The organism is Proteus sp. ZN5, assembly GCF_011046025.1.
Taxonomy (GTDB): Bacteria; Pseudomonadota; Gammaproteobacteria; order Enterobacterales; family Enterobacteriaceae; genus Proteus.
On the sequence record NZ_CP047639.1, the window covers coordinates 2,970,771 to 2,985,244 of the forward strand.

Genomic DNA, 14,474 nt, shown 5'->3' on the forward strand with positions numbered 1-14,474 from the left:
TTCATTATGAGATATTCTTTCTTTAAAAGAATAATTAGAAACGGTAACCCACACCAAACATAAATACAAATGGGTCTAGGCGTGTATCAACTTTATAATTAGTACCATCACGATCTTTAAACTTAACATCAGTTTCGATATTCATCCACCAAACAGACGCATTCAGCATCCAGTTTTTATCGAGGTTATAATCTAAACCTGCTTGTGCTGCAAAACCCCATGAATCCTTAAGATCAAGGCTATTTAAACCTAATCCTCCAGGTCCTGAACCTACAGCTGGATTATTAGTAAATTTCTCATCAAAGAAAGTGGTAAAGTTAAGACCTGCACCTAAATAAGGACGCAATTTATCTTCTGCATTACCGAAGTAGTATTGTGCCATTAATGTTGGTGGTAAATGTTTAACTTTTGCAATTTCGCCAACACCAGTTAATGTTACTTTATGTTCAAATGGTGTAGCTGCTAATAATTCAACACCGATATTATCAGTGATCATATACCCAAAGGTTAAACCTAATTGAGTGTTATTATTTGCTTCAAAGTGTCCGTTTAATAATGTATCAGAACCCGCATTAGGACGAACAGTTGCAGTACCCGCACGGAATAAAAAATCACCCGCTTGGTGAGCGAAAGAAATAGAAGGCGCAAGAGTTGCAGCCGCTAAAATAAGCGCAGAAAGTTTTTTCATTATTTAACCCATTCCTGTAATAAGTAAAATCTCCGCTAAAAATATAACCATTTATTGATAATTATGATCTAATACTGATCACAACTTTGGAATTATTTTTGCAGAAAGTGTTATTTCTCTTTTTATTATTTATCAATACGATTATTTATAATTGATCCATATCAAATTACTCATTAATACAATTTTTTCTTATAATTAAATTTATTCTTAGTAATATTTTTTGAATAAAAAAACATCCTAAAAAGATGCATATAAAAATAAAGTTATTTTTATGTTAATGTGATGTTTGTTTTATTTTAAACAATGAGGATATTTTGATTATTAACATCAAGAAAAAAACCAAATAAGAGAAGTAAGAGAAAATATCCCTTTTTGCTGTTGTAGAAGGTACAATAGCGCGCATTGACACAGTCTATTTTTATAGGAGCAGTTTCATGCCTACCACGGCACGCACAATCTACCGAGACAGTCTGAATTTTTATAAGAATGAACGACGTAGCATTGTTACCCTTTCCGCTATCCTTGCTGTTGTTTTAGCGATAGTTCATGTCTTAATTGGCCCTAATCCTCAAGAGTACCAATTGATGATTGAATTTGTGGCTAATTTTAAAAATACACAGCTTTCTTCTACTTCTCCTGCTGAATTAGAAGCAATGTCAAACAGTGTCGTGGGTATCGCCAAAAAAGTGTTATCACTGTATGCATTTGAAACACTACAGCAAAGCATCTTGGTGCTAACCTTATTGATGTTCGCTATGGCAATCTCTACAGGTCACAACGTCACTCTTGGTCAAACATTTAACGCATGTTTACCTCGCTTACCAAAAATGTTTTTACTGATTGTTCTGTGCTCTATTTTAATTAGCGCAGGTTTTATGGTGATGATTATTCCTGGCATCATTTTGCTAATCGGTTTTGCATTAGCGCCCGTTGTCTTAGTTCGCCAACAAAATATGGGAAGCGCAATACGTTTAGGTTGGAAGATTGGGTTTAGTGAGTCTGGCTCCCTTATTCCTGCTTTAGGTATTTGGATCTTATTGCAGTTTGGTATTGGTTTTGTGAGTAATCTTACAATTCAACTGCCTGATCTTATCCATAACTTCTTATTCTATTTTCTGAAAAATATGGCTTCAGCGTGGATAATTATTTACCTATTTCGTTTGTTTATGTTGGTTGAAAACAAATACACAACGCAACAAACACGCTAATTTATTCAAAACATAGCGATCTACAAAATTTACCAATAAAAAATCCCGTGCATAAGTGAACTACTTATCACGGGATTTTACTTTTACTTAGCACTGCTTATAAAATTTACTAGAATATTTAAGGTGTTGATGTATGACCCTCTGTCGGCACTTCTGATATCAACGCTCCGTTATCCTCTGCTTCTTGGCTTTCAGCTTCTTGCTTTAATGCTTCTTTTCTTGCTTCTTTCTGTTTTTCTTTGATCTGCTGCCGGCTTTGATAAAGTCGGATCACAAAATAGAGATCGGGAGCGATAATTAAGTCATCTTCATTTAGCGAAATTCTATTACGCTCAATCCAGCGATTTAATTCCGTTCTGCGCCCTGCTAAAACTAATTTAACGCCTTTTATTCGCAATTCCCGTATTAGTTCATCAATAGCAGCAAACACGCTGACATCGTCATAGGTAAAGCTTACAGCCGCATCTACGGCTAACCATGCTGGTCGTTGAGGTGCGCTATCAACAAGTTGAAGCACCCGCTTTTTAAAATAACCCACATTAAAATAAGTTAGTGGTGAATTAAAACGGTACATCATTAAGCCATCGATAGGTTCAATACCATTATCCTTATTCATTGAGTGAACCATACCTTGTTCATCAACACCTAATAGTTGATCGCTCGGACGAAAAACAATACGTAAAAATTGTAGTAAACCTAATAAAACCGCAAAGCCAATACCGTTAATCAACCCTGCTAATAACACAGCTAATAAGGTGAATGATGCCAAGGTAAATGCTTGTTTATTACGCTTACGATAAGACCAAATGTGGCGGATACTCAGCAAGGACCATGAAGAAAAAATCAATACAATTCCTAGCGAAGATAATGGAATATAGGCGAGGAAATCAGTCATAAATAATAGCACTAGCAGAATTACCAGTGCTGCGATTATAGAAACTAATTGTGTTTTACCACCAACAGAATCATTGACTGCGGTACGGCTACTTGCAGCACTTACAGCAAATCCTTGAGAAAGCGCTGCCGCAATATTCGCGATACCTAATGCTTTTAATTCTTGGTCCGCATCAACATCATAACCATTTTTGCTAGCAAAACTGCGGGCTGTCATCATAAAGCTCACAAAACTAATGACAGCCAAGTTTATGGATGGAACCAATAATTCTCGTAATACACCGGGATGAAACCCACTCATCGAGACTACCGGTAAAAATAGGTCAACATTTCCCGCTTCTTTATTCACAATAGCAATACCATAACTTGCTAAATCAAATTGCCAACTAAGATAAGTCATCACAACCATAGCAATTAAGGGTGCTGGCCATCGGCTACGAAAATAACGAATGCCTAATAATAAAGCGAGTGTTATCGCTGACATCAATACCGTAGGTAAATGTGCATCCATTAATCGAAACGGAACTTCAATTAGCCTTTCAATTAGGTGGTCGGGCGAAGTATCAAAACCAAATACTTTGCTAATTTGCCCCACCATAATGGTGATAGCAACGCCATTTAATAGCCCTTGAAGGATCGGACGAGACAGAAAATCAGTAAAAGCCCCCAATCGAAAGTGGCTGGCTAAAATACACCAAAATCCCGTCATTGCCGTCATAATAATCGCAAGTTGCCATCTCGCATTCTCATCACCCGCAGATAATGGAATAACAACGGCGGCAATCACAGCGCACGTTGCAGCATCAGGCCCTGTAATTAATTGGCGAGAAGTACCAAATAATGCATAAATAATCATGGGGAAAATACAGGCATATAATCCAACAATAGCATTAATGCCTAATAACTCGGTATAAGCAATGGCAACAGGTAACGCAACAGCAGCTACCGAAAGCCCTGCTTTTAAGTCATAGCCAAAATATTCACGCTTATAGTTAAATAATAAGCCTAATCCTGGCATCCATTTTATTATTCTTTTTCCGTTCATTGATTTCCTCTTATCAGAAATACTTTTTTATTTATGCATTCATCAAAAAGTGGCGGGTGATAATGATGAGTTAATGAATCATATACTAGAGTAATCTTTAAATCCTCTTTCATAACTCAAGCTTGAGTTTTAATTTTACATAAATGCAATTGTGTTGATTTTTCATTGAGTTATTACAGATAAAAATAGCGTTATTTGTATAAATTAACACTCTGTCGTTAAAGATATGCAATTGTTTACCCATTTTCTGTCGCTTTGCATTAGAATAGCCAAGTTTATGAATTTAATTACCATAGGTTCCTATCTGTTATGAAAAATGGCTGGCTTAAGCAATTACTTGATTTTGCTCCACTATTAGTGTTTTTTATCTTCTATAAATGGCAAGATATTTTCTATGCTTCAGGTGCATTAATTATCGCGACGTGGATCTCAGTCGGCTTGACATGGCTTATTTTCCATAAAGTTGAGAAAGCGCCACTCATTACTGCCATTGTGGTCACTATTTTTGGCTCATTAACTATCTTCTTCCATTCTGCTGATTTTATTAAATGGAAAGTGACGGCTATTTATGCCATTTTTGCCATCGTTTTAATTGGTATGCAGTTATTTACGCCAAAAACGTTAATGGAAAGAATGTTAGGCAAAGAGCTCGCGATGCCACCAGGTAATTGGAAAAAAGTAAATATCGCCTGGGTGATTTTCTTTTTTGCTTGTGCCTTAGGTAATATCTATGTGGCATTCTCTTTACCAGAAGAAACTTGGGTTAATTTTAAAGTCTTTGGCTTAACTATTTTAACCTTTATCTTTACTATCGCCAGCGTGGTTTATATCTGGAATAACCGTTTGCCAGAAGAACAAACTGAAGGCGAAACCACAGAAAATGGTGAACATGATTTATCAGATGGTATGACAAAACAAGCATCTAAACCAACATCACACGATGCTCATTCAAAATCTGAATAATTATTTTTATTTTATTGGGAGATGTGTGCTCTAAATAATTCAAGATGCAGTTAGGCGACAAGTAAATGAGCCGCTAGGAGCATACAAGAGTATGTGACTAGTGCGAATGAACGCAGTCAACAACACTGCAGATTGAAGTATGACGAGTAAATATCTCTTTGATTTTAACATTAACAGATATAATACTTTCCCATGACTGAACAACAATCTTTGCCTAATGGTGAGCTCGTTTTACGCACCCTTGCCATGCCTGCTGATACTAACGCCAATGGTGATATTTTCGGTGGCTGGTTAATGTCTCAAATGGACATCGGTGGTGCAATTTTAGCTAAAGAAATTGCGTTAGGTCGTGTCGTTACTGTAAGCGTAACAGGCATTACCTTTCTTAAACCTGTTGCTGTTGGCGATGTCGTTTGTTGCTATGCGCGTTGCTTAAAAACAGGTAACTCTTCAATTACTGTTAATATTGAAGTCTGGGTTAAGAAAGTCGCCACAGAACCTGTCGGCCAACGCTATCGTGCAACAGAGGCTGTATTTACCTACGTTGCTGTTGATGAGAACAATTCAGCTCGTCGCTTACCTGAAGGTAAAGCACATTTCACGCTAACAAGTACAATGGAATAAAACGCCATTACGACAATTCGATTACAACGAATAGCGTGAAAGCATTAAAAAATTGAAACTAAAAAAGGCACTTATTAAAGTGCCTTTTATTTATCTGGTATCAAATAGTGATATCACTTTGTTTAACTGTCTACTTGATAAAAATTAGCTTGTTGATATCCCTGTCATTTTGAATTCAATCAGAACCACTTTTCCTTTATAAGGAATTTTTTCATAACGCCATTGGCGCATTGCTCTTTTTACTTCGCGCTCAAACACGTTTTTGGGATCAGCAGAAATAATTTCTACATTATCAACTCTTCCATCAGCATCAACATCAAAACGAACTTTTATCGAACCTTCCATCCCCACAGCTCGTGCTCGTGGTGGATATTCAGGTAAACCTTGGCGCACTGCATTAGGTACTTTACCTTCACCGCTACTTGCTACTGCAACCGGTTTTTCATCACCTTTATCACTTGGCTTTGCCGTTGGGTTAAGATTTTTGAGATCATTACCTTTATTAACAACTAAAGACTGTGGTCGCTCAACTGGTGGTTTCGGTTTGTCCACTGGTTTTGGCTTAGGTTTCGGTTTTGGTTCTGGTTTTTTCTCTATTGGCTTTTCAATAATAGGTTTTACATCAGGAATAGGTTCTGGCTCGGATTCAGGCTCAACAATCGGCTCTGGTTCGGGAGGAGTGACTTCTTCAACCACAGGTTCTGGTTCGCCAGCAGGCTCATCTGCGGCAAATGCCAACATCTGTATAGAGATAGGCTCAGGTGTAATTGGCTTATCTTCTACAACATATAACATCGCAGCTGCAACAAGTGAGGCATGTAGACAAAGCGATATGAGTACCCAAAGCTTCCAACGCATAACTGATCTTATTTCACCTAAAGAAAAAATATGCCCCTAGTTTAAATGCAAATAGCAATCATATTCAATAACGTTTAGTAAAATGATTGATATTAGCCGTTAAAAAGTGAAATTATGAGTTCCATTCTATGTGTTGTACAAATAAAAGTGCTCTGTGTTTTCTAGAAGTATCAAGTTTACGCAGTTTATAAATTCGGAAATTACGACGAGATTGCCCTTCTAACCATCGACGTCGTTTACGTATAGCTTGTCTCATCATACGCCAACGAGCTACTTCAGTCCTACTGTGTCTCATGCTATCAGCACCTATTTTTTCGAATAAGTGGACTATTATAAGACGTTCATTTTGTGATCCAAGGGGTGATTTATGATTTGCTTGAAATTCATCCATTATTTGAGCATTTCTCACAAAGAAAAAATGAATAAAGAGTTCTATCTTATTGCTTATTTGATGCTTATCTCTTAAGAAAGAGATTTGACAGAGATAATAATCCTGATTTAATAACAACATTCGGCAAATAACAAAAATAATGAACTATTTTTAGTAAATTGCCTTCAGCTTATCCATGCAATTCATTTTCAACGGAAAATAGCTCTACTATGACAACATTTTATACTGTATTAAGTTGGCTAACCTTTTTCTTCTATTGGCTATTAATTGCGGGGGTCACATTTCGTGTCCTAATGCACCGACGACCTGTTACATCAACAATGACATGGCTATTGATCATCTACATACTGCCATTAGTCGGGGTTATTGCGTATTTTGCTTTTGGTGAATTACACCTAGGAAAACGACGTGTTGAACATGCTAAGCAGATGTGGCCTTCTGTTGTTGCGTGGCTCGAAGACTTGAGAAAATGTAAGCATATCTTTGCGACAAGCACGAGCGATGTTGCAACGCCTCTTTTCCAATTAACGGCTAAACGCCAAGGTATTAAAGGTGTTAAAGGTAACAAAATTGAACTTTTAACCACTTGTGAAGATTCGCTCAATTCAATTACACGTGATATTAATAATGCCCGTGACAATATTGAAATGGTTTTCTATATTTGGCAATCAGGTGGTTTAGTCGATGAAGTAACCGACGCCTTAATTAGAGCCGCTAAACGTGGTGTAAAATGCCGAGTCATGGTTGACTCTGCGGGTAGTTGGAATTTCTTTCGTACTAACGGCCCAGATGTAATGAGAGCTGCGGGTATTGAATTTGTTGAATCACTACATGTTAGTTTATTCCGTTTCTTCTTACGCCGCATGGATTTGCGTCAACATCGAAAAATCGTATTGATTGACAATTATATTTCCTACACAGGAAGTATGAATATGGTTGATCCTCGTTATTTCAAGCAAGATTCTGGTGTAGGTCAATGGATTGATATTATGGTCAGAATGGAAGGCCCTGTCTCGACCACATTAGGTATGATTTATGCCTTTGACTGGGAAATGGAAACGGGTGAGCGCCATTTACCCCCTCCTCCTGATGATAATATTATGCCTTGTGAACAAGAAAGTGGCCATACAACACAAGTCATCGCCTCAGGCCCAGGTTTTCCTGATGAACTGATTCAACAATCACTTATTACAGCCATTTACTCTGCGAGAAAAGAATTAGTACTGACAACACCTTATTTCGTACCTAGCGATGATCTTGCCCATGCAATCTCAACCGCTGCGATGCGAGGTGTTAATGTGAGTATTATCGTTCCCCGCAGTAATGACTCATTTCTTGTACGTTGGGCAAGCCGTTCATTCTTTACAGAAATGCTCGAATCCGGTGTAAAAATATTCCAATTTGAAGATGGTTTATTACATACCAAAAGCGTGATGGTTGATGGACAACTCAGTATGGTAGGTTCAGTTAACCTTGATATGCGTAGCTTATGGTTAAATTTTGAAATTACTGTTGTCATTGATGATGAAGGTTTTGGCAGTGACTTAAGCATTGTTCAATATGATTATATTGCTCGCTCGACAGAATTAACGATAGATGAATGGGAAAAACGACCATTCTTAAATCGTGTATTAGAGCGTATCTGCTATTTCTTTAGCCCTCTGTTATAACAGAAATGTTATAATCAAAAGACTACTAAGAACTGGCAACAGATAACTATGCTAAATTAGTAAAAATGCGGTACAAACAACGCGATAATTATTGGAATAATAGATAGGCATTACCATGAATGAACCAACCTTAATCAGTGAAGACGACGCTTTAGAACAAGCTTATGATCTATTTTTAGCCCAAGCAGCTGATAATTTAGATGTTGCAGACCAATTATTATTTAACCTGCAATTTGAAGAAAGAGGCGCAGCTGAAGTGGTTCCATTAGGTAATGATTGGCAATTTATTGTTGGCCTACCGGTTACATCAGCCCGTTTTAGCGAAGTAATTATTGGTCTTGCTCCAGACGACGATTCCGATATTGATGATATTTTTGGTCGTGTCCTCATTAGTCGTGACCCATTACAGCCTATGTTCCATATTATTTGGAAATCATAATCACTTTTATCTTCACCTGCTTATATTTTAGCAGGTGATTTTTTATTTCAGAGAGAAATAAAATGAGTGAAAGTAGCTTTATTATTGATGCTATTTTTTCCTTAGCTTTCTTTGGTGCATTTTACTGGTATATCTGCGTAGCTATTATTATCGTAATGCTTTACGCCACAATAAAAACACAAAAAACGTTATTTCGTATCTTATTTATACTTATTGCTTTAATTTTTGCTTATTTGCCCTTTATGCAATATCTCTGGTAAAGATTCAGCTTAAAAAATTAAAAGCGCTCTATCGGCGCTTTTCTCTTTATCATTATTTGATATATATGATTTACGTAGATAATACTCATTACTGACGCAAACTCACCGCAATACGATTAAAGGCATTCATTAACCCAATTGCCAATGTCAGATCACTCATTTCTGTATCTGTAAAATACGCTTTAACCTGCTGATAAATATTATCATCCGTATCTTTCGCTGAAATATTACTGACAACCTCTGCCCATAATAATGCAGCTCGCTCTTTATCTGTAAAACGTTCACTCACTTGCCAACCATTTAGTGCATCTAACTTATTTTGAGCAACACCATGATTACGCAATGAGTTATTATGCATCTCCAAACAAAAAGCGCAGCCATTAATTTGAGAGACTCTTAAATAGACAAGTTCAATCAACATTATATCCAATGAACTACCTTCTAGTGCGGTTTTACATTGAATTAAACCATCATAAGCTTTAGGACTGAGTTTTGGGTAAGATAATCGAAGCTTTGACATAATTTCCTCACAATTCACAATAAAGCTAAACCCATAATTAACTGTATATAAAAACAGTAATAATATATTCAATTTATAGAGATGGGTTTATCAAATTTGTGGTATTTGCCTTTAGAAGCAATGATCTTCGGTATAAGTAACTTAATTTACTACTTATTTTTTATTAGATTATTATCTCTTATTACGCATAATGACTATTACTCAAAGCATTTAGATGAATGAGCAATAGTTAAAAACATTGTGCCTTCTCTTGTCAGTGTGCTGTCTTGCTTTATGGGTGGTGATTTGACCATTCTATCTATTTCAGTTGAAGAAAATTTATCACTTGCTTCATTATAAAAACACAAACATTGATTTTTGCTCACATTACTATAGACATTTAATGTATCCATACAATATTCAATAACTTTATTTTCTTGTGATTCAGAGCAAGCGGGTAGTAAAAATAAAGATAAAATAATAAGTAAAATTTTTTTCATAACTATGCCACTGTTGTGTTCAATTTATTTAATTATGAAAAAATTATTTCATTAAAGTGAGGGGATTATTACGATATAAATCAAATTTAAGTGGATAATTATTATTTATATAAGATAAATAGAGAGGTTTTTTACTTCTCTCTTCATTTTGTATCTTTAATATTTCTTTATTTAGTATTTATACTTATTTTTATTTAATTTTAAATGTAATAACGGGAAAGGATTGCCTTGCCCATCTAATTCAGAACGTCCTATTTGCTCAAATCCAATATAGAAATAAAAGCCAATTGCTTGAGGATTCTGTTCATTTACATCTAATTCATCAACATTCAGGGTGTTTATCGCGAAAGTTGTAAGCAATTTACCACAGCCATGTCCTCTAGAATTCGCATCGACAAAAAGCATTTCTAACTTATTATCTTCTGTACCTAAGATCCCGTGAATAACATTATTATCGTCTATCGCAATATAGGTATTAAGCATAGGAAAATACTGTTCTACAATATCTTTTTTAAGCGACAAAATGATATCTTCAGATAGAAATGTATGTGTGGCTCTAACTGATGATTCCCAAACTGCAATCATTTCATCATAGTGTGATGGCTCTGCTTTTATGATAGTTAACATACTTACCTCTCCATAAAATACGGTATCTTAAAGATCCTTTATTAACAATCAAGCCACTCGAATAAAAAACACACATTTTGTGTATATTAAATAAGTTTTTGATACATTAATAACCAAAATATAGAGATAAACACTTACATTTATACTAAAACGAAAAAGGCCACGTAACGTGACCTTTTGAAAATATTATTTATCAGCTTAATACTAGAAACGGTAACCAACACCTAATACCCAAGTACCAAATTTTGTATCATCTAGTTTTGAATATTCATAAGAAGCATCAATTGCTACGTTTGGAATTGGATTGATTTGTAAACCTAATCCATAACTTATAGATACTTTGTTTTCACGATGCTCTTCGAAAATATCTTTATAATTAACATTAAAAACACTGGTACCGATTAAGCCATACGCATTAATATACTCATTAAAACGATAACTTGGCCCAACCGAAAATAAATAATAATTTACATCAGCATGCCCTGCGTTTTTATCATTATCATCATGGCAATTATATTTTTTATTATTATAAACAAATGAACCTATAATACCCAAATTATTATCTATCTTGCGATCATACTTAATATTAAATCCTTTAGGATCCTCATCTACCTTATCGCCATCTACTTCTATCTGGCTTTGTGCATAACCTATGGACAATGTATTTTTCAATGTAGCAGATGCATTAAATGCCATTATTGATAAGAAAATTGCTGTAATTGGTAATAATAATTTATTTTTCATTATATATCTCAATATTATCTTTAGTTAATAAAATAAGAAATAGCAAGAAAAAACAGTTTAAATTACAATTAATTCAATACAATAAATCCTCACTTTCACTTAAAATAATAAATCAAAGTGAAATTCATATAAATGATTTAATTTTAACAAAAAAATAATAAAGAGAACCCTTCGAATAAAGGAAAATAAATAAAATATTTATTTGAAGTATAGAATATCAACAGATTTTAAAATCGGAGAAAGTGATTTATTTTAATATTATTTAATTTCTATTTAATCATAACCACCCGTAAAACGGGTGGTTTGCTCTTGCCCTATAAGGGCTTGTTACCGACTGCGCCTAAATGACGCTGCTTTCTCTTCGTTCAAGCTAAGTGTCTTTGCTACTTTGGCTTACCCCTTGAAGGGGTTTTCATATTCTTTACTGCTCAATTTATCCGAGATTAAATCCGACTTTTCTTGCTCTCTGATATACTTTTGAATTGTGGCTTCATTGAGTCCAACTGTTGTGACATAGAACCCTTCCGCCCAAAACTTTCTGTTGCCAAATTTATATTTGAGATTGGCATGTCTATCAAAGATCATCAACGAACTTTTACCTTTCAAATATCCCATGAAACTTGATACGCATATCTTCGGTGGAATACTCACTAACATATGAACATGATCTGGCATAAGATGCCCTTCGATTATTTCCACACCTTTATATTTACAAAGGTCTCGAAGGATTTCACCTATACTTGAACGAATTTTATTAAAAATCACTTTCCGTCTATATTTCGGCGAAAAGACGATATGGTATTTACACAGCCACTTTGTATGTGCTGAGCTTTGTGCTTTAATGCCCATAAACACCTTTCCTTATTTAAGTTACGAATATTAGCTTGAACATCTATATCGTAACGGAAAGGTGTTTTTCTTGGTATAACCTTTAATACCCACCCGCATAGCGGGTGGTTTTATATTTAAGACGCTGACGCGACTTAAACTGGCTAAAGCCCATAATAAAAATAAAAAGGCCACGTAACGTGACCTTTTAAAAATATTATTTATTAACTTAAAATTAGAAACGGTAACCAACACCTAATACCCAAGTACCAAATTTTGCATCATCTAGTTTTGAATATTCATAAGATGCATCAATTGCTACGTTTGGGATTGGGTTAATTTGTAAACCTAATCCATAAGCCATAGACGTTTTGCTGTATTCATCATTACCATAATAATATTTATCTTCTTGGCTAGCGCGACCAAAACCAATTAATCCATATGCACTAAAATAGTCATTAAAACGATAGCTAGGTCCTGCCGTTAGTGAAACATAATCAATCTCAGTTGAACCAATTTTTCCCCAACGACTATAAAAATTATAGGTTAATTTTGTATACGTCAGTGACCCAATAACACCCCAGCTATTATCAAACTCATGGTTATATTTAAAGTTAATACCTTTAGGATTATCATCCATTTTATCATCATTAAATTTAATTGAGCTTTGAGCATAACCTACTGATAAAGTATTATCTAAGGCTGCTTGTGCATTAAAAGAAAGTGTAGAAATCGCTAACAGTGAAGCGGAAATAAATAAATTACGACTCATCTTTATTCTCTATATAAAATAAAAGCATAGACAAACGGAGCTAAATTTGAATTTAGCTCTCTTATTAAATTGAAATTTATTTTCAATAAATTCCATTTATAAATAATACGTTATTAATAATATTTAATAAAGAAATTCTTATGAGTGAAAATGTAATTAAAAAGACCATCCGCCTCAACAATAAACTTAGCTTATTTTTCACTATTACTAAGGAAATATCAAGTCAATAAGGTTGTGAAAAAATGATTTTAATTTATTATTAGATTTATTTTATATCTCTTATTACTATTTCATTGAACATAAAACCACCAACTAAAATAAATATATTTTATTATTGAGATGAAATAGCTTTTATTTAAAATAATGTAAATATTTATACTACGTAGCAACCTCATGTTAAATATGGCTTAATTCTTCTGACTATTAATCAATCAATTTAATATCAAGATATTTGAGTAAATCAAGTGCTTCTATTTTAGAAAAAATTGCTTTGGTCATTTTATTTTGCCTGATATCAATATCAAAAGAGTGTGAATGAGTAAAATCAACTCCTTCTAAATTTGTTTGCATAAACAAACTATTAGAAAAATCAGAACCAATCATAAGTGATCTTTGAAGCTCCGCATTTCTAAAATCAACATCATGTAACCTACATTCTTCAAAAATAGATTCGCTCAGTTTTAATCCAAAAAAGTTACATCCATTTAAAATACTATTTTTAAAACTGAGTTGAGAATAAAGATCGAATTTTGGCCAATGCGCTTTTGTCCAGTCAATGCCAACAAGTTTGCATCCAACAAATTCAGTGTTAGAAAATCGAGTGTTAGGAAAATTAGCTAAACTTAAATTACATTGTTCAAATAAGCAATGCACAAACTTGCAATGCGATAGATCAGCAGATAAAAAATGACACTGGTGAAATTCACATTCCTCAAAAATAACATTATTAAGTGTCAGCTCATCAATATCAAGTTTAGTGAAAGTTCTATCTAAATATTCTTGATTGCTCTTTAAATTTTCCATATATGTACTCAATATAAATGTGCATTAATGCTGAGATAAAATACACCTAAAATAGAATTTATTATATTTTATTAGCAAGTTGCATTTTTAACCAAAAGCTTTGCTGGCATAAATTAAAAAATTCTTTTCGACAAGGAGAGATAAGTTTGTTATTCGACTCTACAATTTCCCAAGTAATCCAATGTTCAGGACATTGGGCGTCATTATCATAATATTCTGTTTCTATCTCTTCTGTACATTTCAAGATGACACCATCAGGAAATAACCAAGTATGAGTTTCCCTAGTTATTTCTGTTAAGTTATCCAAAAACTTCTGGGTAGTTAAAATTTGATAGTTATCTTCTTGGTTTACGATTTGAGATATATACCTCGCTAACATCACCTATTCTCTTGTTTTACTTCTTATTATCTAATGTACCCACTATAAATGAGCCAAGTTTT

At 34.3% G+C, this 14,474-nt stretch carries 18 protein-coding genes; 6 read left to right on the plus strand and 12 right to left on the minus strand.

Annotated features, from left to right (window positions below; translation table 11 throughout):
* Positions 1-34 precede the first annotated feature (34 nt).
* Positions 35-688, minus strand: a complete 654-nt coding sequence (ompW, locus tag GTK47_RS13685; RefSeq protein WP_165124085.1) for an outer membrane protein OmpW — start codon at positions 686-688, stop codon at positions 35-37.
* Positions 689-1,122: 434 nt separating this feature from the next.
* Here ompW and GTK47_RS13690 point away from each other — a divergent pair, with 434 nt between their 5' ends.
* Positions 1,123-1,896 carry a YciC family protein gene (locus GTK47_RS13690; RefSeq protein WP_165124086.1) on the plus strand — a complete coding sequence of 258 codons (774 nt, stop codon included), beginning with the start codon at positions 1,123-1,125 and terminating at the stop codon, positions 1,894-1,896.
* A gap of 118 nt (positions 1,897-2,014) precedes the next feature.
* Here the strand turns inward: GTK47_RS13690 and GTK47_RS13695 are convergent, their stop codons facing one another.
* Positions 2,015-3,835: a SulP family inorganic anion transporter gene (locus tag GTK47_RS13695; RefSeq protein ID WP_165124087.1), complete on the minus strand. Its 1,821-nt coding sequence runs from the start codon at positions 3,833-3,835 to the stop codon at positions 2,015-2,017.
* 309 nt (positions 3,836-4,144) lie between these two features.
* Between GTK47_RS13695 and GTK47_RS13700 the strand changes: the two genes are divergently transcribed.
* A complete protein-coding gene (locus GTK47_RS13700) occupies positions 4,145-4,798 on the plus strand; it encodes a septation protein A (protein ID WP_165124088.1) in 654 nt (217 codons plus the stop codon).
* A 192-nt stretch (positions 4,799-4,990) separates the two neighbouring features.
* Positions 4,991-5,422 carry an acyl-CoA thioester hydrolase YciA gene (gene yciA, locus GTK47_RS13705; RefSeq protein ID WP_006536988.1) on the plus strand — a complete coding sequence of 144 codons (432 nt, stop codon included), beginning with the start codon at positions 4,991-4,993 and terminating at the stop codon, positions 5,420-5,422.
* 144 nt (positions 5,423-5,566) lie between these two features.
* Here the strand turns inward: yciA and tonB are convergent, their stop codons facing one another.
* Both tonB and GTK47_RS13715 read right to left on the minus strand, forming a co-directional pair.
* Positions 5,567-6,280: a TonB system transport protein TonB gene (tonB, locus tag GTK47_RS13710; RefSeq protein WP_165124089.1), complete on the minus strand. Its 714-nt coding sequence runs from the start codon at positions 6,278-6,280 to the stop codon at positions 5,567-5,569.
* A 112-nt stretch (positions 6,281-6,392) separates the two neighbouring features.
* On the minus strand, positions 6,393-6,575 hold the full coding sequence (locus GTK47_RS13715; protein ID WP_036913581.1) for a YciY family protein: 183 nt from the start codon (positions 6,573-6,575) through the stop codon (positions 6,393-6,395).
* A 305-nt stretch (positions 6,576-6,880) separates the two neighbouring features.
* Between GTK47_RS13715 and cls the strand changes: the two genes are divergently transcribed.
* The 3 genes from cls (at position 6,881) to GTK47_RS13730 (ending at position 9,040) form a co-directional block, all read left to right on the plus strand.
* Positions 6,881-8,341: a cardiolipin synthase gene (gene cls / locus GTK47_RS13720; protein WP_165124090.1), complete on the plus strand. Its 1,461-nt coding sequence runs from the start codon at positions 6,881-6,883 to the stop codon at positions 8,339-8,341.
* 115 nt (positions 8,342-8,456) lie between these two features.
* On the plus strand, positions 8,457-8,780 hold the full coding sequence (locus tag GTK47_RS13725; RefSeq protein ID WP_006536991.1) for an HI1450 family dsDNA-mimic protein: 324 nt from the start codon (positions 8,457-8,459) through the stop codon (positions 8,778-8,780).
* A gap of 62 nt (positions 8,781-8,842) precedes the next feature.
* Positions 8,843-9,040 carry a hypothetical protein gene (locus GTK47_RS13730; RefSeq protein ID WP_165124091.1) on the plus strand — a complete coding sequence of 66 codons (198 nt, stop codon included), beginning with the start codon at positions 8,843-8,845 and terminating at the stop codon, positions 9,038-9,040.
* Positions 9,041-9,128: 88 nt separating this feature from the next.
* On the opposite strand, the gene GTK47_RS13735 is transcribed toward GTK47_RS13730, so the two are convergent.
* The 8 genes from GTK47_RS13735 to GTK47_RS13770 all read right to left on the minus strand — a co-directional run bounded on the left by GTK47_RS13735 (position 9,129) and on the right by GTK47_RS13770 (position 14,412).
* Positions 9,129-9,560 carry a carboxymuconolactone decarboxylase family protein gene (locus GTK47_RS13735; RefSeq protein ID WP_165124093.1) on the minus strand — a complete coding sequence of 144 codons (432 nt, stop codon included), beginning with the start codon at positions 9,558-9,560 and terminating at the stop codon, positions 9,129-9,131.
* 197 nt (positions 9,561-9,757) lie between these two features.
* Positions 9,758-10,039, minus strand: coding sequence for a hypothetical protein (locus GTK47_RS13740; protein WP_165124094.1), 282 nt, complete (start codon positions 10,037-10,039; stop codon positions 9,758-9,760).
* Between the two features lie 171 nt (positions 10,040-10,210).
* A complete protein-coding gene (locus GTK47_RS13745) occupies positions 10,211-10,666 on the minus strand; it encodes a GNAT family N-acetyltransferase (RefSeq protein ID WP_165124096.1) in 456 nt (151 codons plus the stop codon).
* Between the two features lie 204 nt (positions 10,667-10,870).
* Positions 10,871-11,410 (minus strand): Ail/Lom family outer membrane beta-barrel protein, encoded by a 540-nt coding sequence (locus GTK47_RS13750; protein WP_165124099.1) that lies wholly within the window; start codon positions 11,408-11,410, stop codon positions 10,871-10,873.
* 393 nt (positions 11,411-11,803) lie between these two features.
* Positions 11,804-12,259, minus strand: coding sequence for an IS200/IS605 family transposase (gene tnpA / locus GTK47_RS13755; RefSeq protein ID WP_165121832.1), 456 nt, complete (start codon positions 12,257-12,259; stop codon positions 11,804-11,806).
* A gap of 214 nt (positions 12,260-12,473) precedes the next feature.
* On the minus strand, positions 12,474-13,010 hold the full coding sequence (locus tag GTK47_RS13760; RefSeq protein ID WP_165124102.1) for an Ail/Lom family outer membrane beta-barrel protein: 537 nt from the start codon (positions 13,008-13,010) through the stop codon (positions 12,474-12,476).
* Positions 13,011-13,433: 423 nt separating this feature from the next.
* Entirely contained in the window at positions 13,434-14,033 is a 600-nt protein-coding gene (locus GTK47_RS13765) for a pentapeptide repeat-containing protein (protein WP_165124104.1), read from the minus strand.
* A gap of 61 nt (positions 14,034-14,094) precedes the next feature.
* Complete coding sequence (locus GTK47_RS13770) at positions 14,095-14,412, minus strand: hypothetical protein (protein ID WP_206535860.1); 318 nt, start codon at positions 14,410-14,412, stop codon at positions 14,095-14,097.
* Between the last annotated feature and the right edge of the window lie 62 nt (positions 14,413-14,474).

Bases quoted from the DNA above. Each gene is read 5' to 3' on its own strand.
- cls (WP_165124090.1), top strand. From the start codon at position 6,881: ATGACAACATTTTATACTGTATTAAGTTGGCTAACCTTTTTCTTCTAT.
- yciA (WP_006536988.1), top strand. From the start codon at position 4,991: ATGACTGAACAACAATCTTTGCCTAATGGTGAGCTCGTTTTACGCACC.
- GTK47_RS13730 (WP_165124091.1), top strand. From the start codon at position 8,843: ATGAGTGAAAGTAGCTTTATTATTGATGCTATTTTTTCCTTAGCTTTC.
- GTK47_RS13770 (WP_206535860.1), bottom strand. From the start codon at position 14,412: ATGTTAGCGAGGTATATATCTCAAATCGTAAACCAAGAAGATAACTAT.
- GTK47_RS13690 (WP_165124086.1), top strand. From the start codon at position 1,123: ATGCCTACCACGGCACGCACAATCTACCGAGACAGTCTGAATTTTTAT.
- GTK47_RS13700 (WP_165124088.1), top strand. From the start codon at position 4,145: ATGAAAAATGGCTGGCTTAAGCAATTACTTGATTTTGCTCCACTATTA.
- GTK47_RS13750 (WP_165124099.1), bottom strand. From the start codon at position 11,410: ATGAAAAATAAATTATTATTACCAATTACAGCAATTTTCTTATCAATA.
- GTK47_RS13765 (WP_165124104.1), bottom strand. From the start codon at position 14,033: ATGGAAAATTTAAAGAGCAATCAAGAATATTTAGATAGAACTTTCACT.
- GTK47_RS13695 (WP_165124087.1), bottom strand. From the start codon at position 3,835: ATGAACGGAAAAAGAATAATAAAATGGATGCCAGGATTAGGCTTATTA.
- GTK47_RS13740 (WP_165124094.1), bottom strand. From the start codon at position 10,039: ATGAAAAAAATTTTACTTATTATTTTATCTTTATTTTTACTACCCGCT.
- GTK47_RS13735 (WP_165124093.1), bottom strand. From the start codon at position 9,560: ATGTCAAAGCTTCGATTATCTTACCCAAAACTCAGTCCTAAAGCTTAT.
- ompW (WP_165124085.1), bottom strand. From the start codon at position 688: ATGAAAAAACTTTCTGCGCTTATTTTAGCGGCTGCAACTCTTGCGCCT.
- GTK47_RS13725 (WP_006536991.1), top strand. From the start codon at position 8,457: ATGAATGAACCAACCTTAATCAGTGAAGACGACGCTTTAGAACAAGCT.
- GTK47_RS13715 (WP_036913581.1), bottom strand. From the start codon at position 6,575: ATGAGACACAGTAGGACTGAAGTAGCTCGTTGGCGTATGATGAGACAA.
- tnpA (WP_165121832.1), bottom strand. From the start codon at position 12,259: ATGGGCATTAAAGCACAAAGCTCAGCACATACAAAGTGGCTGTGTAAA.
- GTK47_RS13760 (WP_165124102.1), bottom strand. From the start codon at position 13,010: ATGAGTCGTAATTTATTTATTTCCGCTTCACTGTTAGCGATTTCTACA.
- GTK47_RS13745 (WP_165124096.1), bottom strand. From the start codon at position 10,666: ATGTTAACTATCATAAAAGCAGAGCCATCACACTATGATGAAATGATT.
- tonB (WP_165124089.1), bottom strand. From the start codon at position 6,280: ATGCGTTGGAAGCTTTGGGTACTCATATCGCTTTGTCTACATGCCTCA.